Raw genomic sequence first — 26,209 nt, forward strand, 5'->3', positions numbered from 1 at the left:
CTGGGTGGTACGAAAAGCCCATGCGTGGCGCCGATTTCGATAATTGGCGTACGCGGCCCATGGGCGGTCGCAATCAGAAACATTCGTAGTGGTCGGTTGGATTTGGGGCTCATTCTGAACCTGTAACAAGCACCTCACTTTCCCCGAATCCCATGTGTCACGGCCGATGTGAGCTGCCGTTTCATCGGCGGACGCAAGCCCGACCGTCGGAATCTCTATTGCCAATCGCGTGCTGAATCCAGAAGGGCGACGCTTTGACGTCATCGATACTTTCCAAAGGCCAGAATATTCCGTTGCCGGATGACGTCGAACGTATCGATGTCGTAGTCGGCTGGACTGAGCCGGAGATCGATGTCGATGCGTCGGCGCTGCTGCTCGGGGAAGAGCGAAAGGTGCGTTCCGACAGCGATTTTGTGTTCTACAACCAGCCGGAATCAGCGGATGGGGCGGTGCGGTTTCTGGGCGCGAGCGCTATCGAGGAGGGTGCACAGGCGAGGATTGCCATCGATCTGGCGGCCGTTCCCGAGGATGTCCATGTCATAGCGTTCGCGGGCAGTGTCGGCACCGGGACGTTCGGGCAGTTGGGCAAGATCGCGTTCTGTGTCGTGGACGGCGCGGGGCAGTCGTTGGCTGAATATGTGACGGCGGATGTGGGGACCGAGTCGGCGTTTCTGTTCGGTGAGGTCTATCGCCGTGCCGGAGTATGGAAAGTCAGGGCGGTAGGGCAGGGCTGGGATTCCGGCTTGTCGGGGCTCGCAACGGATTTCGGTGTAGACATCGATGATGAGGTCGAGGACGGGACTGCCGACGGGACGTTGGAAGTGGTGCCGTCGGGTCCGGTCTCGGTGGCCGAGATCGCGGTCGAGGAGCCCGCGCAATCAGAGGCGCCGAAGGCGCGGACGGCACCTCGGCGGCGTGGCGTGCGCACCACCAAACAGGTGGTGCGGAAGACGAAGCCGATGGAGTTCAAACTCGCGGAACAGGACACTTGGCAGACGGCGCGTCTGTTCTCTGTCGTCGGGGTGGGTACCGGTGAAGAGCAGGAGCGGCGGGCGACGTCCGCACTGATCGCGACGATGCAGGCGGTCCGTCCGTTCGCGCGGGCGCTGTGTGCCCGGATGGGGGCTCCGGCAGGCGTTTTCGAGGGATATGTGGAGGTGCAGTACGAGCGGGGTGAATCGAAAGTCATTCCGGATGCTGTGCTGAAGGTGATTCGCGGCAGCCGCGTTTGGACGGGACTGCTCGAGGTCAAAACCGGAAATGGCAGGCTCAAGCGCGAGCAACTGGAGAGTTATCTCGACGTGGCGCGCAAGAAGAAGTACGACGCGGTGGTCAGTCTGTCCAACGATATTCCGGCCGCGCCCGGCGAACTTCCGGTCGAGGTCGATCGGCGCAAACTCACGAAAGTGGCTCTGCGGCATCTGTCGTGGGCGGAGGTGGCGCACGAGGCGCGGATGCTGCTCTCGCACGGCGGGGTGGAGAGCGAATTGCAGGTATGGATGCTGGGGGAATTCCTGCGCTATCTCGATCACCCACGCTCCGGCGCGACGGAGTTCGACGACATGGGCCGGCACTGGGTGGCGGTCCGGGACGCGGTCACCGCGGGCACCCTGCGGGCGGGTGACGCGAAAGCGCTGGCGGTCGCTGAGACCTGGGTTTCGTTGTCTCGGCACTTGGCTCTGCGGCTGACGGCGGAGCTCGGGGTGACGGTGAAGCACCTCCTGCCGCGCAAGCACCGGGCCGATCCAGCTGCCCGCAATGCCGCGGTCGCGGAGCGTCTTGCCGCCGAAGGGGTGTTCGAGGCTGTCCTTCAAATCCCGGATACTGCAGGCGATCTCGTCGTCATGGCCGATATGCGCACGAACCGGGTTCGCTGCCGGACGACTTTGCCGGCGCCGGATGAAGGGCCGGCCGGTCGGCGGGTTTCCTGGCTGCTGAGACAACTTCCGGACGCGCCGGGCGACGTCCAGGTGGAGGCCGTTTTCGCCGAGCCGGGCAACGAGGCATGCGAGCACCTCAGCACGCTGCGCGCGAATCCGAAGGCGTTGACGGCGAATCGGGCGGGTGCGGTCGTGTCGTTCACTGTGGAAAAGGCGTTCCCCATGGGTAATCGGCGATCCGGGACGGCGGCCAGCTTCATCGCCAGCGTGACCTCGGCGACCGACAGCTTCTACGGTTCGGTGGTGCAACCGCTGCGGGGATGGGTGGTTGCGGCTCCGAAACAGCCCGAACCGGTGCGCTTCGATGCCGGAGCCGACGTCGTGCAGTGAATCGACACGTCGATTGGTCCGGGTACGCCACCAGGTCGAACAACTCGGTCGTCGTGACCTGCCAGGTGTCGGCGGCGCGCATCACCCAGACGGGGTGGGGAGCGGCCTGCCGTCCTGGCGGCTCAGCCTTCCGTGCCGCGATTCGGCCCCGGGGCAGCCCGACGCATCATCACCCGACGGCTCGCCGGATCGGATCGGTTCCCCCTCTCCACACCCGGGATAAAGTCCTTTGCCCTGGTCCGGCTTGTGCCAGGGCCGGGCGGACCGGCGGAGAGGGATGCATGGATTGGGAGTCGTGGCAGGGAAGCTGGGATCGGCAGCAGGAGTTGTATATGCCCGATCGCGAGGATCGGTTCCGGGTGATGCTGGATGTGGTGGAGGCCGCGGTGGGGCCGTGTCCGCGTGTGCTGGATTTGGCGTGTGGGACCGGAAGCATCAGCAGGCGGTTGTTCGCGCGGCTGCCGCGGGCGAATTCGGTTGCGGTGGATATGGATCCGACGTTGATGGCGATCGCGAAGGGATCGTTCGCGGGTGATCGGCGGATCATGTTCGTGACCGCTGATCTGGCGGAGCCGGGATGGCTGGAGGAGTTGCCCGCCGAGCCGTTCGATGCGGTGCTCACCGCCACGGCGCTGCACTGGATGCAGCCGGAACCGCTGGTGCGGTTGTACGCGGACCTGGCGAAGCTGGTGCGGCCCGGTGGGGTGTTCGTCAATGCCGATCACATGCCGGATCCCGGTACGCCGATGCTCAATGCGATCGACGAGACCATGCAGCGCGGATATCAGGCACGGGCGCGGGCCGCGGGAGCGGTGGACTGGGACGAATGGTGGGCGCTGGTTGCCCGCGAGCCGCGGTTGTCCGACGAATATGCCTCCAGCCGTAGGATTTTGGACGAGCACACGCAGGGTGTGACGCATCCGGTCGGATGGCACATGGACGAGTTGGTCGCGGCCGGGTTCCCGGAGGCCGGTGTGGCGTGGCGTTCGATTACCGATGCGGTGCTGGTCGCGGTGCGGTGAGCCCGCCGCCGGCGGCGAAATCAACCGACTGGTGCCAGAATCGGCGAAATGATTCTTGTAACTGGAGCCAGCGGCAATGTCGGTGCGGAAGTGGTGCGGGCGCTGGCCGGGGGTGACGAACCGGTGCGCGCGCTGGCGCGTGATCCACGGCGCATCGCGGTGCCGGAAGGAGTCGAAGCCGTGGCGGGCGATCTCGGCGCACCGGACGCGTTGAGCTTCGACGGGGTGCGCGCGCTGTTCTTGCTGCCGGGGTATCCGGGTGTTGCCGAGGCGGCGGGGAAGGCGGGCGTCGAGCACATCGTGCAACTCTCGGGTGTCTCCGCGCAGACCGGTGACACCTCCAATGCCGTCACGCGGTACATGATGGCCTCCGAAGCGGAAGTCATCGGGTGCGGTGCGGCGTGGACCATCTTGCGGCCCTCCGCCTTCGCGTCCAACGCGTTGCGCTGGCTGCCGCAACTGCGCGACGGGGACGTGATTCGGGTGCCGTTCCCCGAGGTGCGTACGGCGGTCTTGGACCCGCGGGATCTAGGGGAAATGGCTGCCGTCGTGCTGCGCGGCAACAGCCGGCACGGCGAAACCCTCTGGCCCACCGGCCCGGAACCGCTGACGCCCGCCGAGCAGGTGGCGATCCTGGCGTCGGTGCTCGGTCGTGAGCTGACCTGCCACGGTCTCACCGACGCGGAAGCTCGTGCGGACATGCTCGAAACCACTCCGGTCGAATATGTCGACGCGTTCTTCGATTTCTATGTGCACGGAGCGATCGACGAATCCGTCGTTCGTCCGGCGGTGCGGGAAATTCTGGGCCGCGCACCACGCACATTCGAACAATGGGTGACGGCGCACGCCGACGCCTTCCGTTGATTGCGCGGCTATTGAGAACAGAGCCCGCGTGTCGCCGATACCGGGCGGATCGGGCCCAGTACTGTCCGCGAAATGCGTCGAGTGCTGCTCGTCCTGTCTGCCGCGGTGTTGTTGGCGGGTTCTGCTCAGACCCCTGCCGTGGCCGAGGCGGGTGATTGGCAGCGGGCGTTGGACGACATTGTCGCCTCGGGGGCGGCGGGTGTGCAGGCCCATGTGCGAACGCCCGCGGGAGTGTGGGACGGTTCGGCCGGGGTGGTGCGATTGGGTCGGCCGGAAGCGATTCCGGCCGGTGGTCGCTTCCGCATCGGCAGTATCACCAAGACCATCACCGCGACCGCGTTGTTGCAGCTCGTCGGGGACGGGCGTATCGGATTGGACGATGCCGTGGCGGGCTGGCTGCCCGAGTACGGTATCGACCCGCGGATTACGGTACGCATGATTCTGGGGCAGACCAGTGGTCTGCTCGACTACCTCAATGGCGGGGCGGGTTTCGCGCCGATGGTGGGGGATACGTACGCCGATATCCGCCGCACCTGGCGGCCGCCTGATTTCGTGCGATGGGCGACGGAGAAGCCGTTGAATTTCGCGCCGGGTACCGGCTGGGGCTATTCGAATACCAATTACATCGTCGCCGGAATGCTGATCGAGCGGGTCTCGGGGTTGCCTTATCATCTCAATGTCTATGCCCGGATCACCGTGCCGCTGTTGATGTTCAGCACGGGTGTTCCGCACACTTTCGATCATATTCTCGGTCCGCACGCGCACGGTTATTACGACTACGGCGACGGTCTGATCGATGTCACCGATCAGAATCCGTCGTACGTGTGGGCGGCGGGTGGCATCGTCTCCTCCACCCGGGACTTGCACACCTTCCTCGCCGGTCTGCTGGACGGCCGCCTGCTGCCGCCGCACCTGCTGGCCGAGATGCGCGCCTTCCGGCACGTGAACGATTCCTACGGTTACGGTCTCGGTCTCTACGAGTTCCGCATGGACGACCACGGGTGTCTGGCTCATGGGCACAACGGTTACGTCAATGGTTTCAGCTCCCTCGCGTTGCGCAGCCCCGACGGCCGCTATGCCGTCACGCTGTCGGTCACCGACGCCAGCAGTGACTTCAGCGCGGCCTTGGATCGGTTCGTCGAAACAGCTATGTGCACGCCCTGAGTGCGGTGCTATACCGGCTGGTCGCAGTCCTGCGGTGCGGTGGCGAAGTATGTCGGTGGCGGGTGCGAAACTCTCGGACATGAGGTGGGCGATCGCGGAGACGGGGGACGGGGGTGCGTCTCTGTGTCCGCTGGATCAGAAGGGCCGGCCCGCGGGGCCGGTGCTGCGGGAGGCGTCGCCGGCCGAGGCGATCCGCTCCCGGCCCGAGGTCGAGCGCTGGGTGTGGCGCTCGACGGCGGAGATCTACCGGCATCTGCTGGCGGCCGGCGTGCGGGTCGAGCGATGCTATGACGTGGAGGCGGCGGAATCGCTGCTGATCGGCCACGAGCAGGGGCAGTCGGGGCAGGCGCGGTCGCTCGCGGCGGCGTGGGCGCGGCTGCACAACCTGCCGGTCCCGCCGGACGCGCCCGCGCGGGCCGCGGAGACGCAGCCCTCGCTGTTCGAGTCGGGTCCGGTGCCGTTGCCGACCGGCGCCGACGAGTTCACCGCACTGCTGGAGGTCTACGCCGATCAGGTGGCGCGCACCACCGAGACGGAATATCCCGAGCGCATGCGACTGCTCCTGGCGGCGGAGTCGGCGGGCATGCTGGTGGCCACGGAGATGTCCCGAGCCGGAATTCCGTGGCGCGTGGACGTGCACCGGGAATTGCTGGAACGGCTGCTGGGGGAACGTATCGCGGGCGGGGAGCCACGCCGGATGGTGCAGCTGGCCGACGAAGTGTCGCGGGCCTTCGGCGCGCGGGTCCGGCCCGATCTGCCCAGTGACATCATCAAAGCCTTTGCCCGAGCAGGGATTTCGCTGACCTCCACCCGGAAATGGGAGCTGCGGGAGATCGACCATCCCGCGGTCGCGCCGCTGCTGGCCTACAAGTCGCTGTATCGGCTGTACACCGCGAACGGCTGGTCCTGGCTGGAACAGTGGGTGCACGACGGCCGCTTCCGGCCCGAATATCAACCGGGCGGCACGGTCACCGGGCGGTGGACCACCAATGGTGGTGGCGCGCTGCAGATTCCGAAGGTAGTCCGGCAGGCGATCCGCGCGGATCCGGGCTGGCGGCTGGTGGTCGCCGATGCCGACCAGATGGAACCGCGCGTGCTCGCCGCGATTTCCCGGGATCCGGGGCTGATGGAGGTGGCGGGCCGGGGCGAGGATTTGTACGCGGATCTGGCGGCCCGCGCCTTCGGCGGTGATCGGGCCCAGGCCAAGATCGCGCTGCTGGGCGCGATTTACGGCCAGACCTCGGGTGACGCGCTCACCCACATGGCCGAACTGCGCCGCCGCTATCCGGCCGCGGTGGCCTATGTCGACGACGCGGCCCGCGCCGGCGAGGAGGGCCGCCTGGTGCGAACCTGGTTGGGCCGCACCTGCCCTCCGCTGTCCGCGTCCGCCGACCAGGCGGACGCCGAGGAGGGCGGCACTCCCAGCGGATACGGCAGCACGCCCAGGGCACGGGCTCGTGGTCGCTTCACCCGTAACTTCGTCGTACAGGGCAGCGCCGCCGACTGGGCGCTGCTGCTCCTGGCGGGCCTGCGGCACGCGATGATTCGAGCCGGACTTCGGGCCGAACTCGTCTTCTTTCAGCACGACGAGGTCATCGTGCACTGCCCCGCCGACGAGGCCGATACGGTCGCCGAAGCGATCACCGCCGCGGCGGCAGCGGCGGGCCGTATCGCCTTCGGTGAGATACCGGTCCGGTTTCCGTTCACGACGGCCGTGGTGGAGTGCTACGGCGACGCCAAATAACGGCGCTTCGGCTGGCAGGATTTTGATGGCCGAAAACCTCTTGCCGCGTACAGGGGTTCGCTCTACTTTCGACAAATGGTGCAGAGCGTTCGGTCGAGCGGTCGGTGGGCCGTGGTCGCCGCCGTGGTGACGGTGGTGCTGTGGGCTTCGGCCTTCGTCTTCATACGGTCGGCGGGCGCGGAATTCTCGCCGGGCGCACTGGCATTGGGCCGGTTGCTGAGCGCGTCCATCGTGCTGGTGGTGATCTTGGTCAGCACCGGCGGCGGTCTGCCGCCACGGGCCGCCTGGCGCGGCATCCTGATCTCCGGTGTGCTCTGGTTCGGGGTGTATATGGTCGCGCTCAACTGGGCCGAGCAGCATATCGACGCCGGTACCGCCGCCATGGTGATCAATGTCGGCCCGGTGCTGATGGCGCTGCTGGGCGGATTCATTCTCCGCGAGGGATTTCCGGTTCGCCTGATGGCGGGGATCGCCGTGTCCTGCACCGGCGCGATCGTGATCGGACTGTCGAACTCCGGGGGCGGCAGTTCCGGTGCGCTCGGGGTGCTGCTGTGTGTGCTGGCGGCGACCAGCTGGGCGATCTCGGCGATCGCGCAGAAGCCCGCGCTCGCGCACGCCTCGGCCCTGCAGGTCACCACCTTCGGTTGCCTGATCGGCACGCTTCTCTGCCTGCCGTTCACGGGCCAGTTGATCACCGAGGCGGCCGCCGCACCGCTGCCCGCCACTCTCAGTCTCATCTACCTCGGTGTCTTCCCGACGGCGCTGGCCTTCACCACCTGGGCGTACGCCCTGGCCCGCACCACGGCCGGAAAAGCGGGTGTCACCACCTACGCGGTGCCCACCCTGGTGATCCTGATGGCCTGGCTCGCCCTGGGTGAAGTCCCGACTCTGCTGGCCGTAGCGGGTGGCTTGCTCTGCCTCGCGGGTGTCGCGATCACCCGGTCCGGTCCCAAGGATCCCCGCACCGCCGACGCCGCAACGGAAATCGAATCCACCACGAATCCCGCGGCTACCGGAGCCTCCATCACCTCCGGATCGGACCCGAAATAGCGAAATCAGCCGATAAGGAACGCGGCGAAGGGTAATAACGATCACAGTAGTACCGGGCGATCAGGGTGCCGGGTGGTGAAGTGAGGTGATCGTGGTGCCGGAGCAGAGCCGATCGATGGCGCGCATGTGGCAGCTGCGTCCGTGGAATACCAACCCGCTGATGCGAGCGTCGGACCGCTGGGAGGCCCTGGTCTGGGTCGTGGCGATCATCGCGGTCCTGGCCGCCGTCCCGCTGGCCGGCGCTGTCGGCACCGCGAGCTATACCTCCGCCACGGCCCGGATCAGCGCGGAGAACGCGACGAAAGTCGCTGTGACAGCCACCATCACCCAGGCGCCGCGGCAGATGGCGGCCCCGATGAACCGCAATACGGCAACCTTGGATGTCTACACCGCACCGGTGCGGTGGACCTGGCAGGACCGGACGGGCACCGCGACGGTCGGCGTGCCCGGCGACGCGGCCCTCGGCGACGAGATACGAATCTGGCTCGGCCCGGACGGGAATCCGGACGCGGAACCGCTGCCCACGAGCGCCGCCGCCACCGAAGGGATCGGTTCGGCATTGACCGTGCTGTGCGCCATCTGGGCCGCGGCGCTGGCGGCGGTCTGTGCCACCGCGTGGCTGCTCAGCTCGCGCCGGGCCGCGCACTGGGAGCGGGAATGGCGCGAGATCGATCACCGGATCGGCGGCGAGGACCGGCGGTAACGCCAGCGCTACCGGATATTCGGGTGCGCGCATGATCGTTTGCCGCGTTCGTCGTCACTAGCGTTTTCCAGGTGAACCCTGGACAGTTCGTACTTCGCACCGCCCTGGTGGCGGCATTGATCACGACGGCGGTGGCGTGCGGTCGTGCCGACGAACCACCGGCTCCGCCCCCGGCCGAACTCGCCCAGGCGCTGGATCGCGTGCTGCGGGAAGAGATTCCCGGCGTTCAGATCGTGGTGACCGAGGACGGCACGGACACCGTCCACAGCGCCGGGGTCGGCGACGTCGCGACCGCCGCGCCGATTCCCGATGACGCGCGTGTGCGTATCGCGAGCAATACCAAGGCTTTTGTCGCCACCGTGATGCTGCAACTCGTCGACGAGGGCAAGGTCGGACTCGACACCCCGGTCGAGCATTACCTGCCCGGGATCGTGGCGGGCAACGGGTACGACGGCACTCGGATCACCGTGCGAAACCTTTTGCAGCACACCGCCGGACTACCCAATTACATCGACCCGGCCAAGATGGCGAAGAGTATCGGCAACCATTCTCGCCAGCCGTTCGACGCGGAAGAGGTGGTCCGCGAGACCTTACGGACAAAGGCTCCGCTCGCCGAACCCGGTGCGCTGATGGAGTACTCGAACACCGGCTACCTGGTGGCGGGTTTGGTCATCGAGCGGGTCACCGGCCGGTCGATCGGGGCCGAACTCGGCAAGCGGATCATCGAACCGCTGGGCTTGGCCTCGACCTATTATCCCGAGCCGGGTGAATCGATGCTGCGGGTGCCGGCTATCCACGGCTACGACATGGTCGAGGGCAAGCTCACGGACGTCACCGAGTTGGACGACTACGGAATCGGGGGTGCCGACGGCGCACTGGTCTCCACCGGAGCGGACCTGAACCGTTTCTTTCTCGCGCTGCTGGGCGGGCGGCTGCTGCCGGCGGGGCTGCTCGCGGAAATGCAGCGCACCGTGCCGACTGAGCTGCCGCTACCGGGTCTGCGCGGGGCGGGTCTGGGATTGTTCCGCTACGAGACCTCGTGTGGCACGGAGTTCTGGGGACATGGTGGCGGCGCTCCGGGTTTCGGGACGCTGGGCGGTGCGACCCCGGGCGGTCGCGCGGTGACCCTGACCGCCAACTTCATGCCGTCCACGGAGCAGGCGCTGACCGCTCTCGGTGCCGCGCGCGACGCCGCGTTCTGCGCGCGGTGACCGCGATGTCAGGCGTTCAAATAGGCCAGTACCGCCTGCACCCGGCGGTGACCGCGATCGGCGCCGGTCAGGTCGAGCTTGGCGAAGATGGCGCGAATGTGTTTGTGCACGGCCGCCTCGCTGACCACCAGCCGTTCGGCGATGGCGGCGTTGTTGTGTCCTTCGGCCATGTGCCCCAAGACTTCTCGTTCCCGGGCGGTCAAGCCGACGAGTGGATCGCGGCGGTTGCCGAGGATGACGGCGATCACCTCGGGATCGAAGACCGTCGCACCGCCCGCCACCCAGCGCAGCGTGTCGACGAATTCCGCGACCGCGCCCACTCGTTCCCGGCGCAGGCAGCCGACGCCGCCGGCGCGGTCGGCGAGCAACTCGCCGACCGCGGCCACGTTCTCGATTCCGGACGACAGCACCAGCACGGGCAGCCCGGGATGTCGCTGTCTGGCGTGCCGCGCCGCGCACGTCCGGTCATCGGTGATCACCACGTCCGGCCGGTTCCGCTCGACGGCGGCGAGGAAACCGGCGTCGTCGCCGACCGCGGCGACCTCGAACCCGCGCGCGAACAGCAGCGCGGCGAGCCCTTCCCGCAGCAGTGCGTCCTCGGCGGTGATCACGACCCGCAACCCCGCACTCCCCGTGCGATTCGCGCCCATCAGACGATCAGCGCGATCAGCGCACGCATCGATTCGGTGAAGTATTCCGCGCTGACCTCGGTGATGCCGAGTGCGACCAGCTGGGCCAGGCCGGTAATCAGCCCCTCCACCGCTGGTTGCAGGCGCTGGGCCTGTTCCGGTGTCGTGGTGGCGCCGGAGGTGTCGATGCGGCGGCCGGTCAGCAGGTCTGTCATCGCGTCGGTGATGTCCTGGGACTGCGTGATCGTGGCCATCAGTTCCGGCTCCCGGAACGCGACCGCCATCGCCTCCAGTTGGAATGCCATCTGCATGCCGCGCAGTTCCGCGGTGGCCATCCGGTGGGCGTACCCGGCCAGCCCGTCGAGGACCTCGGTCAACGAGAGTTCGGGGTCCGACAGTGCCGCGAGGGCTTCCACCTGTCCGTCGAGCAACCGCCGGCTGGCGGCGAGCAGCAGGCCGCGCTTGCTGCCGAAGATCGAGTAGATCGCGCCGGTGGTGAGATCGGCGCGGGCGGCGATGTCTTCCAGGCGGGCGGCCTGATACCCCTTCGCGGCGATCTCGGCGACCGCGGCGTCCATGAGCGACTCCCGATTGCGTTGGCGCGACTGGTCTCGGCGCATCCATTCCTCCGCTCATTCGATGGCCGGGTACGCCCCGACTTCGATAATCCTATTACTAAAATAATCAGATTACGAAAGGGGATCGTCGATGATGCGACGTACCGTGCTGAGCGCAGCCCTGGCCATGTCGATCCTGGTCCCTGTTCCGGCGACGGCGACCGGCTCCGCGTTGGATCGGTTCTATGACCAGGTGTTGGACTGGAAGCCTTGTGGCACAGCCGATCTGGACGACGCGGGCGCGCACTGCGCCGATGTCACGGTGCCCCTGGACTACGCCGAGCCCGAGGGGCGCACCATCACCGTGACGATCTCCCGGCTCGCCGCCACCGACCCGGCCCGCCGCCGGGGAGTCATGCTGTCCAATCCGGGCGGGCCGGGCGGCGCGGGCCTCGACATGCAGTTGTTCCTCCGCCCGGACTACACCCCGGACGTGCTCGCTCAGTACGACCTGATCGGTATGGATCCCCGCGGCGTCGGCCGGTCGACCCCGATCACCTGCCGCTGGCCCGTCGCGGGGCTGCGCGCCGCGGGCGCCGATGCCGCAGACTACGCGGAATCCGTTGCCTTACAAGCCGACCTGGCACAGCGCTGCCGAAGCGCCACCGGTGACGCGCTGCCGCATTTCACCACCCGCAATACCGCCCGCGACATGGACGTGATCCGCGCCGCGCTCGGCGAACAGCGGATCAACTACTTCGGCGGCTCCTACGGCACCTACCTCGGCGCGGTGTTCACGCAGATGTTCCCCGAACGCGCCGACCGCATGGTGTTCGACAGCGCGGTCGATCCGCGGCGGTACGGCGTCACCATGCTGCGAGATATGGGCCCGGCCAACGAGGCGGCGCTGGACGCCTGGGCCGGCTGGACCGCCGCGCGGGACGGCGAATACCACCTCGGTACGGACCGCGATCAGGTACGCGCCGCCGTCACGACGCTGATCGACCGGGCCCACCGGCAGCCGATCCGGATCGGCGCGCACCAGGTCGACGACGCGGTGTTGCCCGCGCTGCTGTTCGATCCGCTGGCGAACCCGAAGACATACGGCGAGCTGGCGGCCCAGCTGCGTCAGCTCACGGACGCCGCTGACGGCCTGCCGGTGCGGCCGAGTCCCACATTGGACGAAAAGCTCAACCACCTGGTCGCGGGTCAGCCGGACGACGCGCAGACCTGGGCCATCATCTGTAACGACGTGCCCGCCCCGCGGGACCCGCTCGAGTACTGGCACGCCATCCAGGCCAGTCGATCGACACTGCCGGTTTTCGGCCCGCTCGTGCACAACATCCGGCCGTGCGCGTTCTGGGCCGACCCGATAGAAACCCCCACCGAGGTGCGCAACGCGTCGCCCGCACTGATCCTGCAGGCCACCGGCGACACTCGCACGGTCTACGAATCCGGCGTCGCGCTGCACCGGGAGCTGACCGGATCCCGGCTGATCACCGTGCCGGAACTGCGCGTGCACGGCGTGTTCGGGAAGGCCCCGTGCGCGACCGCGGCCGTGAACGCCTACCTCGGCGCCGGCGTCCTACCGGACCGCGACGTCACCTGTGCAACGAATTGACGCCGGGGTCACCAGGGTTGCGAAGATCTCACCGGCGGGGATCCGGCGTCGGTGAATTTCCGGCGCTCATTAGCATCGATGCGGCGAACATATCGACGAACCCGAGGATCTGTGTTGACAACCGAACAACTTGACCGCTGGAACGCTCAGGAAGCCGCCGCGGAGGCGATGATTCCCCTCATCGGCACGTTGTATCGGGGGAAGGGTGTGACCACCCTGCTGCACAGCCGTCCACTGGTGAACAAGTCGGTGATCAGCATCCTGCGCACGCACCGTTTCGCGCGGCAGATCGAAGGCGAGGAGCTGTCGGTCGACGAGACGCTGCCGTTCCTGCAGGTGCTCAGCGAATTGGATCTGGGTCCGTGCAAGGTCGATCTCGGTCATCTGGCCGTGGGCTACCGCGCCGACGACCGCGGCCTGTCGGTCCGGGAGTACGCCGAGACGGTGCTGGCCGATGTCACCAACGGCAATAAGGCGCGGTCGGCGGGCCCGCGCGACGTCGTGCTCTACGGCTTCGGCCGCATCGGCCGCCTGGTCACCCGCCTGCTGATCGAGAAGGCCGGTTCCGGCAACGGGCTGAACCTGCGGGCCGTGGTGGTGCGCAAGGGCGGCGAGGACGACCTGATCAAGCGTGCGTCGCTGCTGCGCCGGGATTCGGTGCACGGCAAGTTCGACGGGACCATCAAGGTCGACGTCGAGAACGAGACGATCACCGCCAACGGCAACGTGATCAAGTTCATCTACAGCAACGACCCGACCGCGATCGACTACACCGCGTACGGGATCAAGGACGCGATCCTGGTCGACAACACCGGCCGCTGGCGTGACCGGGCGGGCCTGGAGCAGCACCTGCGCCCCGGTATCGCGAAAGTCGTGCTGACCGCGCCCGGCAAGGGCGACGTGCCGAACATCGTGCACGGCGTCAACCACCGCGATCTGGATCTGTCGCAGCAGATCTTCTCTTGTGCGTCCTGCACGACCAACGCGATCGTGCCGCCGCTCAAGGCGATGGATGACGAGTTCGGCATCACCCGCGGCCACGTGGAGACGGTGCACTCGTTCACCAACGACCAGAACCTGCTGGACAATTACCACAAGGCCGATCGCCGCGGCCGGTCCGCGCCGTTCAACCTGGTGCTCACCGAGACCGGCGCCGCGTCCGCGGTCGCCAAGGCGATGCCGGACTTCAAGGCCAAGATCACCGGAAACTCGATTCGCGTTCCCACACCGGACGTTTCGGTCGCCATCCTCAATTTGCAGCTGAAGCAGGAGACGACGCGGGCCGAGGTGCTGGCCTACCTGCGTCAGGTATCGCTGTCGGGGCCGTTGAGCCGCAACCTCGACTACACCGCCGCCACGGACGTGGTCTCCAGCGATTTCATCGGCTCGCGCGCGGCGTCGATCATCGATGCCAATGCCACGATCGTCGAGGGTGACACCGCGATCCTCTATGTCTGGTACGACAACGAATTCGGCTACTCGTGCCAGGTGGTGCGGACGGTGCAGTACATCTCGGGCATCGAGTACCCGACCTACCCGCAGCTTGACGCTCGGGTGCTGACCGGGGCCGGGACGTAACCGTCCGGTGGAATATCGAGGCCCCCTGTCTTTTCGGCAGGGGGCTTTCGTCTCTCGCGGCGCGCTCAGCGCCACCCGCGCGGCTCCGCCGGACCCGGCTCCGCCTCGGAGAGTTCGGTGACGGCGATCGATATGCGTTCGCCGGGCGCGAGCCGGCCGTCCGGTGCGAGCCGGGGCGCGCGGGCGATGAACTCCGCTCGGAGTTGATCGAGTTCACCGGCTTCGAGCAGCGCTGTATCGCAATACGTTTCGACCGCCGCCTGCCATACCTGTTCCACCGGGACCGCCGTGCCCAGGGTGATCTGTTCCCAGTGCACGACTGCCAGGCCCGCCGGTGTCAGCAGCTCGTTCAAATCTTCGCGGGTGCACGGGTCGCCGAGCCGGTGCAGGGGATGCTCGGCCCGGCAGGCGGCGAAGTGTGATCGGGTCAGCGTGAGAAACAGGTCGTACCCGCTCGCGGGCTCGGGTCGCGCGGCCAGCGATGTCACGAAGCGACCGTTCGGGGTCAGCACCCGGGCGGCCTCGGCGATGACCTGCTCGACATCCGGCATCCGCAGCAACGTCATGTGCGATACGACGGCGTCGAAGGTGTTGTCGGCGAAGGGTAGTTCCTCGGCGCTGCCCAGATACAGTGCGGCCGAGGCCAGTTCGGGGCGGGCGTGCGCCGAGGACAACTCGCCTTCCGACAAGTTGACGCCCGCAAGGTGTTTCGCGCCTTGCCCGGCCAGTAACGCGAGCAGTGAGCCGTCACCGCAGCCCAGATCGAGGAACCGCTGCGCCCCCGCGACCCGCTCGGCCAGGAGGTGATAGCTGGCGCGGCCGTCGGGGAGCGGGTTGGTGTGGACGCCGGCGGAGGCTGTGCACGCTGACTGCATGCTGACAACCTAACGCCTCGCACCGCCCAACAGTGTTGATGCGGTGCGGATTTCAGCTTCACCTAACATTCTCTTCGCTGTGCCGCCGGTGCGATCCGGTCCGGCCGCCACCCGGCCCGCCCGCCGCCGGAGCCGTCTTCCCGGCGAGCGAACATTCCGTTATGGCAAAACAACTCTGGCCGAGGTAACCGTTTCATCGAGAATCAAGAACACCAGCAATTCTCGGGAACACCGTGTTCAAGCCGGGCGCGCCCCGGAGGCACGAAAATTAAGAAGTTCTATTATGCGTAGAGCAACGGCGCTCTTCGCCGCATTACTGTTGGCCATCCTCTTTTCCATCTCGCACGTCGCCGTGCCCACCGCGAACGCCGACCCCTGTCCGGGGGAGTGGGCGATCGGCATCGGCGGTCTGGGCGACAACACGTCGTCGGTGTTCGTCCCCTTCGTGCATCAACCTGTCGGCTACAACTCGGCCGACGCACTGTCGGGGCTGCACGAACTGAACCGGCTGTTCTGGTGGCATCGTAACCACTGTCCGGGCGATCATATCCGGCTGATCGGGCACAGCCAGGGCGCCGCCATCGTGCACGCCTGGGTTACCGCGAACCAGCACGTCGGCAATGCGAACGCCATTCTGCTGACCGATCCCAAGCGCGCTCCAGGGCCCGGTTGGGGTGGATTGGCCTCGACCCCCGGCAGCGGGATCGTCGGCTATCCACTTGCCGGCGTGGACGATTGGTTCGGACCGTTTCCGACGTTGAGCGTGTGCAACCGTGACGACCAGATCTGCGATACTTCCGCAGGCTGGTGGGGCTACCTCTTCGGCGGCGCGCACAGTCGCTACGATTTCAACGTATGGAATTACGGCGCTTGGGATTCCGGCGTCTGGTATCGGTAATCGCCGCGGCGATGGGGATCAGTAGCCGTGCGGCACTGGTCCCCATTGGCTGAATCCATGCCCCATCGAGGTACACACCGCCACGCCTTTGAAAGTGATTTGGCAGGTGGCTCCGGCATGGGTGACCGAGTACTGCGGATCGTGCGGACCCACGGCGTCGATCCGCGGTAAGGGGGGATTTCCGCCCGGTAGTGTGTGGCTGCCGCGGGAGTTCCAGTGCGGGCGGGCAGGTAGGGCCACGGAATCGATAATGATGGCGGGCACGTTCGGTATCGAAACCTGCATTCCGGCGTACAGCACATTCATGGATGGGGCCGGGACGGCCAGGTCGCACCCCACGGTCCCGTTGCCCGCGATCGAGCAGTTCCATTCGCCGAGGGCGAAATACACGATGTCGCCGACCCGCGCGGGGCCGGTGGGTTCCGCGGCGTGCGCGCCGCCCACTCCGTATCCGCACGCGACAATCCCGAGAATTGTTCCGCAAACGTGTGCGACGGTACCCCGAACGGCCCTGGACACCGGAATCTCCCTCGATCGAGCGGATATTCGGCCTGGTCGGCTACAGAGCAAATTATCACTTTACGGCGCAAAAGTAATAGAGATGTCCAGGGACCTTTCCAATAATCGGTGCACTGCGGGATGGATGCGAGAGCGGGCCACCCTTGACACTTAGTGACCGATCGGTCACAGTATGGACTGTGAGCTACGACACGATCATCAAAGGCGGCCGGTGGTTCGACGGCGCCGGTTCCCCGTCCGCCGTTCGGCACCTGGGCTTGCGGGGAGATCGTGTCGTCACGGTCTCGGCGACCCCGCTGGACGAAGCTGGTTGCCCCAATGTCATTGAAGCCCAGGGCAAATGGGTGCTGCCGGGCATGATCGACATTCACACCCACTACGACGTGGAGGTGCTGCGGGAGCCCGAACTCGTCGAGTCGGTGCGGCACGGCATGACGACCATCGTGCTGGGGTCGTGTTCGCTGTCGACCGTGCATGCCGCCCCGACCGACGCCGGCGACCTGTTCGGCCGGGTCGAGGCGATCCCGCGGCCCTATGTGATCGAGACGGTCGAGCGGAAGAAGACCTGGAACTCGGCGCGGGAGTACGCCGAAGCCCTGGAGCGGCTGCCGCTGGGCCCGAATCTCGCGGCGATGATCGGGCATTCGGATATCCGTACCGCGACCATGGGCCTGGATCGCGCGACCCGCGACGACGTGCGGCCCACGGCGGACGAGCAGGCGCGCATGGAAGCCGCGCTCACCGAGGCACTCGACGCCGGGTTCGTCGGAATGTCGGCGCAGCAGTTGCTCTTCGACAAGCTCGACGGTGCGGTGGCGCGTTCCCGGACACTGCCCTCGACCTACGCCCGCTGGCGGGAACGGCGGCGGCTCAACGCGATTCTGCGGCAACGAGGCCGGCTGTTGCAGGGCGGACCCGACATCGGCAACCCGCCCCGGCTGGCCGCGATGATCTTCGCCAGCGCGGGCCTGTTCCGCAAGCGGCTCAAGACGACGCTGATCTCGGCCGCCGACCTCAAAGCGAGCCCGTGGATCGTGTACCTGATGGGCGCGCTGGCGCGCACCGCCAACGCCCTCAACGGCGATTTCCGCTGGCAGCACCTCCCGGTGCCGTTCGAGGTCTACGCCGACGGCATCGATCTGGTCATCTTCGAGGAATTCGGCTCCGGCGCGGCGGCTTTGCATCTGGCGGATCAGGTGGAGCGGAACGCGCTGATGCGAGACGAGTCCTACCGCCGGCGCTTCCGCAAGGACTACGACGCCAAGTTCGGGATCCGGGTCTGGCACCGGGACTTCTTCGACGCCGAGATCGTCGAGTGCCCGGACGGCAGCGTCCTCGGTAAGACCTTCGGCCAGGTCGGCGTGGACCGGGGCGGCATGCATCCGGTCGACGCGTTCCTCGACCTCGTGGTCGAGCACGGTACCAAAATGCGCTGGCGTACAACGATTTCCAATCATCGCCCGGAGATCTTGAACAAGCTGAGCGTGCATCCCGGCGTGCAGTTGGGGTTCTCGGACGCGGGGGCGCACCTGCGGAACATGGCGTTCTACAACTTCGGCCTGCGCTTCCTGCGCCGGGTGCTGCACGCCGAACAAGCCGGAACCCCGTTCATGACACTGGAACACGCGGTGCACCGGCTGACCGGCGAACTCGGCGACTGGTACGGCATCGACGCCGGACACCTTCGCGAAGGCGACCGCGCCGACCTGGTCGTGGTCGATCCCGCGGGCCTCGACGACTCCCTCGACGCGTACGCCGAATCCCCGGTCGCCATGTACGGCAACCTGCCTCGTATGGTCAACCGGAACGACAAAGCCGTCTCGGCCGTGTTCGTCGGTGGCCAGTACGTATTCGGCGACGGGAAGCCCGCCGAGGTCCTGGGCACCCGGCGCACCGGCCGCTTCCTGCGAGCCGGAGGGTAATTGACAACCGCGCGACGAACGCAAGCCGAGCGCAGTGCCACCACCATCGCCAAACTGGTCGACGCCACCATCGAGGCGATCGAGCAGGTGGGCTACCACAGCACCTCACTCGGCGAGATCAGCAGCCGCGCGGGCGTTTCCAAGGCCGCGATCTTCCGGCACTTCGATTCGCGCATGGATCTGGTGGTGGCGGCGGCGGACGAGGTCCGCCGCCGCCACATGGCAGCCGTCGCCGACCTGCGACTGCCCGAAAACACCACCCGACCGATCGATCTGGCCGCGCTGCTGCACCTGATGCGCGGCCAGATCCGCAGCGACATCAATACGGTCTGGCTCGAACTGCTCATCGCGGCGCGCACCGAACCCGAACTACGGGTGCGGATCGAGCCGGTCCTGCGGGAGCTGTACACCCAGGTGGAGGAGGTCGCCGTCAGCACCCTGGCGCCAGACCTCCCGCCGGAGACGGCACGGCTGCTGGTCACCTCGCTGATTCACATGTTCGACGGCGAGGCGATCCTGCGCACCACCTATCCGCGGCCCGAGCTGGAGGACGCGCGGATCGAGCAGGTGGCGGCGGCGTACCGGACGCTGACCGGGTCTACAGTCCCCGGCCGATGATCAGTTTCATGATCTCGTTGGTGCCGCCGTAGATCTTCTGGATCCGGGAATCGGTGTAGAGCCGCGAGATCGGATACTCCTCCATGTACCCGTAGCCGCCGAACAGCTGCAGGCATTCGTCGACGACCTTGCACTGCTGCTCGGTCAGCCACCACTTCGCCTTGGCCGCGGTGGGGATATCCAGTTCGCCGCGCACGTGTTTGGCGAGACAGTCGTCGAGGAAAGCCCAGCCGACGGTTTTGACGGTGTCCGCCTCGGCGAGGGTGAACTGGGTGTTCTGGAAGTTCAGGATCGGCTTGCCGAACGCCTCCCGCTCCTTGGTGTAGGCCAGGGTCAGATCGACGGCCGTCTCGATGGTGGCGGCGGCCGCGACCGCCAGGATCAGTCGTTCCTGCGGCAGCTGCTGCATGAGCTGAATGAAGCCCAGGCCCTCGGCGCCGCCGAGCAGGTTCGTCTTCGGCACCCGCACCTCGTCGAAGAACAGCTCACAGGTGTCCTGGCCGTGCTGGCCGATCTTGCGCAGATTGCGCCCGCGGCGGAAGCCCGCGCGATCGGTCTCCACGGCGATCAGCGAGACCGTGTCCGCGCCTTTGCCTTCGGAGGTCTTCGCGGCCACGATGACCAGGTCGGCGAGCAGACCGTTGGAGATGAAGGTCTTGGCGCCGCTGATCAGGTAGTCATCGCCGTCGGCTACCGCCTTGGTCTTGATGTTCTGCAGGTCCGAACCGGTGCCGGGTTCGGTCATGCCGATGGCGCCCACGATCTCGCCCGAGGCCATCTTCGGCAGCCAGGCGCGCTTCTGCTCCTCGGTGCCGTAGCTGTTGACGTAGTGCGCGATGATCGTGCTGTGCACGGGGTTTCCGAGGCTGGGGGCCAGGGCGCGGACCTGCTCGATCGCCACTACGGCCTCGTGCCGGAAATCGCCACCGCCGCCGCCGTATTCCTCGGGGATGCTCAGGCAGAGCAGGCCGAGTTCCCCGGCCCGGTTCCAGACTTCGCGATCGACATGCTGCTGCCGTCCCCAGCGTTCTTCGTTCGGCGCGCACTCCTTGTCGAAGAACCGGCGCGCGAGATCGGCCAATGCGTCCAGGTCGTCGTTCATCCAGGACGAGCGGTGGGCCACGGGAACTCCTTTGTTCGAAAACGGCTGGCCTTTTGACGGTAGGGGGCGCGCGCCGCCCCGCCGATGACCGTGCCGATCAGATCCTTGACCGGACCGCTCGAGTTCAGCGCTGGTAGGACCCGGGCGGACTGCCGGTCCAGCGCCGGAAGGCGCGGGAGAAGGCGCTGGGTTCGGAGAAGCCGAGCCGCCGGGACAGGGCCGCCACGGTCTCCTCGCCGCGCACCAGGCCGGCGATGGCCGCGTCACGCAGTATCTGCTCGCGAATCTGCCGCAATGCGGCGCCTTCCTCGCCGAGTTTGCGGCGCAGCGTCTGCGGACTCATGGCCAGCTCGGCGGCGATGTCCTCCACGCCGGGCCAGGTACCGGTGAGTCCGCGTTCGAGAATCTGGCGGACCTGCGCGGCCACCGACAGTGCGTAGTCGCGCCGGCCCATCACACCGGAGGGCGCGTTGCTCAGGAATTCCAGCAAGTCCTTCTCATCGCGTACCAGCGGTGCCTCGAAGTCCTCGGTCGCGAAGACCAGCGCGGGTGCGGGCGCGTCGAAAACGACTGGCGCCCCGAACATCTGGTCGTAATCGTCGAGGCCGGGAATAGGCGAGTAGGGCACCTCGACCCGGCGCAGCGGCAGCCACTTGGCCGCCGCCCAGGACACGAAGCGGTGGCAGGCGGCCAGCATGGTGTCGATGGGCAGCGCGACGGGCGCGACGACTTCGCTGATGTCGAACGACACCCGGACCTCGTCGCCGACCTCGCGCACCGACACCGGCGGGACGCCGGGCAGCGAACGCTGGAAATTGGTGTAGCGCACCACCGCCGCCCGCGCGGTCGGCGCGCCGAGCAGGCCGAAGCACACCAGCCGGAAAGTGCCGAGCGGGACCGGACGCAGCCCCAGCCCGAGCAGTTCGTCACCGGTCTCGCGCCACAGCCACTGCACGATCCGCACGGCCTGATCGAGGGTGACCCGGGAACCGCCGTGCGCCAGCAACTCCGGCGCGACACCGGCGTCGGCGAGCGCGGCGGCGATATCCCAGCCCTTGCTCGTGGCGACCTCGATCAGGCCCTGCACGCGCTGGATCGGCAGCGTGTACTCGACATCGGCGGGAGCGGGTGACACTCTTCCGACCCTATACAGCGCCGCCGAAACCCCGGTTTACCGGTGTCCGGCGGCGCCGAACCAGCGCGGCAGGTGTGCGAGCAGATCCTGTTGTTCGGAGCCCGCCCACGCGATATGGCCGTCCGGACGCAGCAGCACGGCCGGGGCCGTCAGCTCCTCGCTGACCTCGACGACGTGGTCGATCCGGTCCGCCCAGTCCGCCACCGACAGCGCGCCGGTCTGGTCGAGCAGCAGACCGCGCCCGTGGTGCATCCGCTCGTAGAGACGGCCGCGTTTCAACGGCAGGTCACGCAGTCGGCGGCCCACCAGTGGATTGTCGTCGCCGAAGTCGTACCGGATGCCGATCGCGGTGATCTTCTCGATCAGAAACCGGTTGACCTCCTCGAACTCCATCAGCTGCGCGAACAACCGCCGCACTGCCCGCGGGCCCGGCTCGAGCAACATCAGCTGCACCTGCGCGCGCGTGTTGTCCAGCACGTCGGCGGCCACCGGGTGCCGTTCGGTGTGATAGCTGTCCAGCAGGTCCGGCGGCGCCCAGCCCGCGATCTCGGCCGCCAGTTTCCAGCCGAGGTTGAACGCGTCCTGGATGCCCAGGTTCAGGCCCTGCCCGCCCAGCGGCGGGTGGACGTGCGCGGCGTCACCGGCCAGCAGCACCCGGCCGACCCGATAACGTTCGGCCTGGCGGGTGGCGTCGCCGAAACGGGACAGCCAGCGCGGCGAGTGCGGGCCGAGGTCGACGCCGGCCGTGGCCCGCAGCTGCCGGGTGAACTCCTCGAAATCCGGTGCGACCGAACGATCCTCGGCCACGGTCGCGGCGGGCACCACGATGCGGTAGCCGCCGCCCGGGAGCGGCCCCGCGCCGAAACGCAACTGGGTCTTGCGCACCTCGGCGTTGACGGCGGCGACGGTCTCCGGGTCCGCGGTCAATTCCAGCTCGCCCAGCAAGGTGTCGACCGTGCTCGACTCGCCGGGGAACTCGACGCCGAGCAGCTTGCGCACCGCGCTGTGGCCGCCGTCGCAGCCGACCAGGTAGCGCGAACGCATGCGGGTGCCGTCGGCCAGTTCGACGGTCACGCCGCTGTCGTCCTGCGCCAGTCCCGTCAGTTCCGCGCCGTGCCGGATCTCGGCCCCGACTTCGGCGGCATGCTCGTACAGCAGCCGGTCGGTGATGTTCTGCGGGATACCCAAGAGGTATTCGTGCGCGGTATCGAGCCGCTCCGGCGCCGCTCCGGTGATCCCGGCGAAGGCGGCGCGCAGCGGATAACGCTGACCCGCCGCCAGGAACCGCTCGAGCAGACCACGCTGATCCAGCACCTCGATACTGCGCGCGTGCAGTCCGAGGCCCCGCACGATCTTCGTGGGCTCGGCCTCCTTCTCCAGCACCACCACTCGCACACCGTGCAGCCGCAACTCGGCCGCCAGCATCGTCCCGGTCGGACCGCCACCGGCGATGATCACGTCGAACATGAAACCCCTATCCCTAGCGGACCCACGTTTTCGCAGGTTATCGGCTTCGGCGGACGATTGTGCGCCATTCCCGGGGTCTTGCCGCAAGCCCCGGGGTGCGATATATGTTGAAAAGGGAAGGGGATTGCGTGGCCGGCCGGTCCTGCCGCCGGCAGCTGAAAAGCCTTGCTATTCGATTCGATTCGGGGCCGCATGCTCGCCCCCTCCGCCATCGCATAGCGGATGTCAGAAGGCCGGTCGCGGGCCGCGTTCGGCGGCATCGAGCAGCGTTGCCAGATCCGGTGTGGCGCCGGGCGGTACGAACGTGTCCGGGTAGTGGTGCTCTACCAAGTCCGCAGGCGCGCTCCGCGCCGGACACTGCTTGGTGTTACTTCACCCTCACGGCGATATTCAGTTGGTCGGCCATACTTACCACCGTAGGCGGAAACATCCCGGCCACGGCGGTATTCACGGATCAGAATCGGACAGCGATGGTTAGCCGACTCTGTGCTGGGTATCACACTTGCGGGTAACTGCCCCCTGATGAAGCTGCCGGAGTCGCACAAATGCGACAAATCCGTCGCGTTCCTTTTTGGTCGCAGCTTCACACCGTTGAGGAGGCAGTCCATGATCAGCACGCCGTCCGGTTCCGGTTCGTTGATTTACAACATCCGGGAATCCGGTGCGCCACTAAATATCGTTATGGTGGCTCCGCCCTATTTCGAGATTCCACCCGCTGGATACGGCGGCGTCGAAGCAGTGGTGGCACAGTTGGTCGACGCACTGGTCGCGCGCGGGCACCGGGTCACCCTGCTCGGCGCGGGCCGGCCCGGAACCACTGCCACCCGCTTCATCCCGGTGTGGGACAAGATTCTCGCCGACCGGCTCGGCGATCCGTTCCCCGAGGTGGTCAACGCGCTGAAGGTGCGCGAAACCATTATGGAGCTGGCCCGCACCGAGCACATCGACGTGATCCACGATCACACGTTCGCCGGCCCGCTGAACGCGCCGGTGTATCGGTCGCTGGGTATCCCGACGGTCGTGACCGTGCACGGTCCGGTCGACGGTGAGGAGCAGGAATACTACGGCGCGCTCGGCGATGCCGCGCAGCTGATCGCGATCAGTGACCGGCAGCGCAGTTTGGCGCCTCGGTTGAATTGGCTGGGACGCGTTTACAATGCGGTCCTGCCGAGTGCCTGGCCTTTCCAGAAGGAAAAACAGGACTATGCCCTGTTCCTAGGCCGTTACGCGCCCTACAAGGGCCCGGACCTGGCATTGGAGGCAGCGCATATCGCGGGCATTCCGCTGGTTTTGGCGGCGAAAATGAACGAGCCTGCGGAAAAAGCGTATTTCCAGCGTTCTGTCCGGCCGTTGTTGAGTGAAAAGGACTTTGTGTTCGGCGAGGCAGACGCGATTGCTAAGCGATTACTGTTATCGCAAGCGCGATGCTTGCTTTTCCCGATCCGCTGGGAAGAGCCATTCGGCATCGTAATGATCGAGGCCATGGCCTGCGGTACCCCGGTCGTCGCGCTGCGCGGCGGCGCGGTGTCGGAGGTCGTCGAGCACGGAGTCACCGGTTTCATCTGTGACGACCCGGCCGAACTTCCCGCGGCGATGGCCGCGGCGGCCGAACTGGACCCAGTCGCCTGCCGCCGCCGGGTGATCGAGCACTTCTCGGTCGACCGGCTCGGCGCCGGCTACGAGGCGTCCTACTACGCCGCGATGGAACGCGCCGAACTGCCGCGCATTTCGTCCGGCTCCCGCGTCACCGCGGCGACCGGCCGCGTGCTCGACCGCGACCTGTCGGTCGTGGCGAACAAGTAGCTCCACCAACACATCGGTCGATCTCGGCAAAGACGCGCCGCTCCAGGCGCGGGCTGGGCCGAGATCGACCGGTGCGTTGGGCGGGCTCGTCATGCCGGACGCCGGTGTCGAGGTCGGCCGGTGTCGGTTCTGTCCAAGACCACCGAGGGTGCCGTCGATAGGCTGTCGTCGGATCTGAGGAGGAACTTTGACACGTGAACTGGTGTACACGGGCTTCATGTCGCTCGACGGTGTTGTGGACTCGCCGGGCGGGCAGGTGGAGGGACACCGGAGCGGCGGCTGGGTGATGGAAACCGAGTTCGTGCCCGAGGCGTTCGCGCTCAAGGGCGAAGAACTCGCCGACACGACCGCGCTGATGTTCGGGCGGCGCAGCTACGAGGCGTTCGCCCCGACCTGGCGCGACTCCGCGGATCACGCCGGGTACAAGGAATTGCCTAAGTACGTGGTCTCGACCTCGCTGGCCGAGGACGACCTGATCGAGGGCTGGGGTCCGATCACGATCCTGCGGTCGGCCGAGGACGTCGCGGCGCTGAAACAGGGCGACGGCGGCGCGATCTTCATGCACGGCAGCGCCGAGCTGGCCCGGCGATTGGCCGACGCGGACCTGATCGACCGATACAACCTGCTCGTGTTCCCGGTGCTGCTGGGTGCGGGCAAGAGCCTGTTCAGCCGGGCGGACCGGGACAAGCAACAACTGCGTCTCCGCGAGTCCGCGACCTATGCCAACGGTGTGGCCAAGCTCGTCTACGACGTCACGCGCTGACCGGGGTCCAGCGCGAGCACGCCACCGGTGCCCGCACGTAATTGCCGGGCGGTACGTCCGACGTAGCGGCGCAGTGCGCGAGCCAGATGGGGTTCGTCGTAGTACCCGAGCTTGTCCACGACATCGCTCGGGTACTCGCCCGCGCTCAGCGACAACGCGGCGGCTCGGGCGCGTCCGATCTGCCGGACGGCGCCCTGGGTGAGGCCCGTCGCCGACCGGAAGCGACGTTCGAGCGTGCGATCGGTGATCGCCGGGCATTCTCCGCGCAAGACGCCCTCGATCAAGGGATCGCGAACCACCACGCCCGCTCGCACAAGCCGGTCTACCAATGCTTCGGCGTCGTCCGGGTGCGGCGTTTCCCAGCGCGCGCCCGTCAGCCAGAAAGACCGGCTGGTCACGTCCGGCAACAGAATCCCACTGTCGACCAGGGCCGGTGCCGCTACCGCGCGCAGTGACGTGCCGACCGCGAACTGGATCCCGACGAACTTCGCGTCCTCGGGCACCGGCGCGGTGCCGCAACGGCTTTCGGGCCCGGTGATGGCCGCGCACGCCACGCCCCGCTGTGCCCAGAAGACCAGGCCCCAGGTCTCGGTCGCCACGCTGGTCATCTCCGAGACCTGCTCGCTGCGGCAAGTCCAGACCGAGTCGATCCACCGCGAATCCGACGCACGAGTTTCGAACAGCAATCCCACCG

23 protein-coding genes are annotated in these 26,209 nt (G+C 67.2%); 15 read left to right on the top strand and 8 right to left on the bottom strand.

Annotated features, from left to right (window positions below; translation table 11 throughout):
* The first annotated feature begins 254 nt into the window (after positions 1-254).
* The 8 genes from BJ987_RS16885 (at position 255) to BJ987_RS16920 (ending at position 10,028) form a co-directional block, all read left to right on the top strand.
* Complete coding sequence (locus tag BJ987_RS16885; RefSeq protein ID WP_209890681.1) at positions 255-2,270, top strand: TerD family protein; 2,016 nt, start codon at positions 255-257, stop codon at positions 2,268-2,270.
* Positions 2,271-2,602: 332 nt separating this feature from the next.
* The gene (locus tag BJ987_RS16890; protein WP_245365995.1) at positions 2,603-3,292 is read left to right on the top strand and encodes a class I SAM-dependent methyltransferase; all 690 of its coding nucleotides are present in this window, start codon (positions 2,603-2,605) and stop codon (positions 3,290-3,292) included.
* A 48-nt stretch (positions 3,293-3,340) separates the two neighbouring features.
* Entirely contained in the window at positions 3,341-4,156 is an 816-nt protein-coding gene (locus BJ987_RS16895; protein ID WP_209890687.1) for an NAD(P)H-binding protein, read from the top strand.
* A 72-nt stretch (positions 4,157-4,228) separates the two neighbouring features.
* Positions 4,229-5,320 carry a serine hydrolase domain-containing protein gene (locus BJ987_RS16900; protein ID WP_209890690.1) on the top strand — a complete coding sequence of 364 codons (1,092 nt, stop codon included), beginning with the start codon at positions 4,229-4,231 and terminating at the stop codon, positions 5,318-5,320.
* Between the two features lie 79 nt (positions 5,321-5,399).
* Positions 5,400-7,064 carry a bifunctional 3'-5' exonuclease/DNA polymerase gene (locus BJ987_RS16905; protein ID WP_209890693.1) on the top strand — a complete coding sequence of 555 codons (1,665 nt, stop codon included), beginning with the start codon at positions 5,400-5,402 and terminating at the stop codon, positions 7,062-7,064.
* 75 nt (positions 7,065-7,139) lie between these two features.
* Entirely contained in the window at positions 7,140-8,114 is a 975-nt protein-coding gene (locus BJ987_RS16910; protein WP_209890695.1) for a DMT family transporter, read from the top strand.
* 94 nt (positions 8,115-8,208) lie between these two features.
* Complete coding sequence (locus BJ987_RS16915; protein ID WP_209890698.1) at positions 8,209-8,817, top strand: Rv1733c family protein; 609 nt, start codon at positions 8,209-8,211, stop codon at positions 8,815-8,817.
* A gap of 71 nt (positions 8,818-8,888) precedes the next feature.
* On the top strand, positions 8,889-10,028 hold the full coding sequence (locus BJ987_RS16920; RefSeq protein ID WP_209890700.1) for a serine hydrolase domain-containing protein: 1,140 nt from the start codon (positions 8,889-8,891) through the stop codon (positions 10,026-10,028).
* An 8-nt stretch (positions 10,029-10,036) separates the two neighbouring features.
* Here BJ987_RS16920 and BJ987_RS16925 read toward each other — a convergent pair whose 3' ends face one another.
* Complete coding sequence (locus BJ987_RS16925) at positions 10,037-10,678, bottom strand: response regulator transcription factor (protein WP_245365996.1); 642 nt, start codon at positions 10,676-10,678, stop codon at positions 10,037-10,039.
* Positions 10,678-11,277: a TetR/AcrR family transcriptional regulator gene (locus BJ987_RS16930; protein ID WP_209890703.1), complete on the bottom strand. Its 600-nt coding sequence runs from the start codon at positions 11,275-11,277 to the stop codon at positions 10,678-10,680. The genes BJ987_RS16925 and BJ987_RS16930 overlap by 1 nt, the downstream gene beginning before the upstream one ends.
* An 88-nt stretch (positions 11,278-11,365) precedes the next feature.
* On the opposite strand from BJ987_RS16930, the gene BJ987_RS16935 reads away from it, so the two are divergent.
* Together BJ987_RS16935 and BJ987_RS16940 are read left to right on the top strand one after the other, a co-directional pair.
* Complete coding sequence (locus tag BJ987_RS16935; protein WP_209890706.1) at positions 11,366-12,835, top strand: alpha/beta fold hydrolase; 1,470 nt, start codon at positions 11,366-11,368, stop codon at positions 12,833-12,835.
* Between the two features lie 168 nt (positions 12,836-13,003).
* On the top strand, positions 13,004-14,413 hold the full coding sequence (locus tag BJ987_RS16940) for a glyceraldehyde-3-phosphate dehydrogenase (protein ID WP_372446944.1): 1,410 nt from the start codon (positions 13,004-13,006) through the stop codon (positions 14,411-14,413).
* 65 nt (positions 14,414-14,478) lie between these two features.
* Here BJ987_RS16940 and BJ987_RS16945 read toward each other — a convergent pair whose 3' ends face one another.
* Positions 14,479-15,288: a class I SAM-dependent methyltransferase gene (locus BJ987_RS16945; RefSeq protein ID WP_209890712.1), complete on the bottom strand. Its 810-nt coding sequence runs from the start codon at positions 15,286-15,288 to the stop codon at positions 14,479-14,481.
* A 43-nt stretch (positions 15,289-15,331) separates the two neighbouring features.
* Here BJ987_RS16945 and BJ987_RS16950 point away from each other — a divergent pair, with 43 nt between their 5' ends.
* Positions 15,332-16,186, top strand: a complete 855-nt coding sequence (locus BJ987_RS16950) for an alpha/beta hydrolase family protein (RefSeq protein ID WP_209890715.1) — start codon at positions 15,332-15,334, stop codon at positions 16,184-16,186.
* Between the two features lie 18 nt (positions 16,187-16,204).
* On the opposite strand, the gene BJ987_RS16955 is transcribed toward BJ987_RS16950, so the two are convergent.
* Positions 16,205-16,630: a hypothetical protein gene (locus BJ987_RS16955; protein ID WP_209890718.1), complete on the bottom strand. Its 426-nt coding sequence runs from the start codon at positions 16,628-16,630 to the stop codon at positions 16,205-16,207.
* Positions 16,631-16,884: 254 nt separating this feature from the next.
* Between BJ987_RS16955 and BJ987_RS16960 the strand changes: the two genes are divergently transcribed.
* Together BJ987_RS16960 and BJ987_RS16965 are read left to right on the top strand one after the other, a co-directional pair.
* On the top strand, positions 16,885-18,627 hold the full coding sequence (locus tag BJ987_RS16960; protein WP_209890721.1) for an N-acyl-D-amino-acid deacylase family protein: 1,743 nt from the start codon (positions 16,885-16,887) through the stop codon (positions 18,625-18,627).
* Complete coding sequence (locus BJ987_RS16965) at positions 18,628-19,245, top strand: TetR/AcrR family transcriptional regulator (RefSeq protein ID WP_209890724.1); 618 nt, start codon at positions 18,628-18,630, stop codon at positions 19,243-19,245.
* Here BJ987_RS16965 and BJ987_RS16970 read toward each other — a convergent pair.
* The 3 genes from BJ987_RS16970 to rox form a co-directional block, all read right to left on the bottom strand.
* Positions 19,226-20,368, bottom strand: a complete 1,143-nt coding sequence (locus BJ987_RS16970; protein ID WP_209890727.1) for an acyl-CoA dehydrogenase family protein — start codon at positions 20,366-20,368, stop codon at positions 19,226-19,228. The two genes, BJ987_RS16965 and BJ987_RS16970, sit on opposite strands and share 20 nt — an antisense overlap.
* Positions 20,369-20,471: 103 nt before the next feature.
* A complete protein-coding gene (locus BJ987_RS16975) occupies positions 20,472-21,482 on the bottom strand; it encodes an AraC family transcriptional regulator (protein WP_209890730.1) in 1,011 nt (336 codons plus the stop codon).
* Between the two features lie 36 nt (positions 21,483-21,518).
* Entirely contained in the window at positions 21,519-22,949 is a 1,431-nt protein-coding gene (gene rox / locus BJ987_RS16980) for a rifampin monooxygenase (protein ID WP_209890733.1), read from the bottom strand.
* Between the two features lie 606 nt (positions 22,950-23,555).
* On the opposite strand from rox, the gene BJ987_RS16985 reads away from it, so the two are divergent.
* Both BJ987_RS16985 and BJ987_RS16990 read left to right on the top strand, forming a co-directional pair.
* Entirely contained in the window at positions 23,556-24,752 is a 1,197-nt protein-coding gene (locus BJ987_RS16985; RefSeq protein ID WP_209898552.1) for a glycosyltransferase family 4 protein, read from the top strand.
* Positions 24,753-24,939: 187 nt separating this feature from the next.
* Complete coding sequence (locus tag BJ987_RS16990; RefSeq protein WP_209890736.1) at positions 24,940-25,515, top strand: dihydrofolate reductase family protein; 576 nt, start codon at positions 24,940-24,942, stop codon at positions 25,513-25,515.
* Here BJ987_RS16990 and BJ987_RS16995 read toward each other — a convergent pair.
* The gene (locus BJ987_RS16995) at positions 25,497-26,207 is read right to left on the bottom strand and encodes a helix-turn-helix domain-containing protein (protein ID WP_307869644.1); all 711 of its coding nucleotides are present in this window, start codon (positions 26,205-26,207) and stop codon (positions 25,497-25,499) included. The genes BJ987_RS16990 and BJ987_RS16995 overlap by 19 nt on opposite strands.
* Positions 26,208-26,209 lie beyond the last annotated feature (2 nt).

It is taken from the genome of Nocardia goodfellowii, assembly GCF_017875645.1.
GTDB lineage: Bacteria > Actinomycetota > Actinomycetes > Mycobacteriales > Mycobacteriaceae > Nocardia > Nocardia goodfellowii.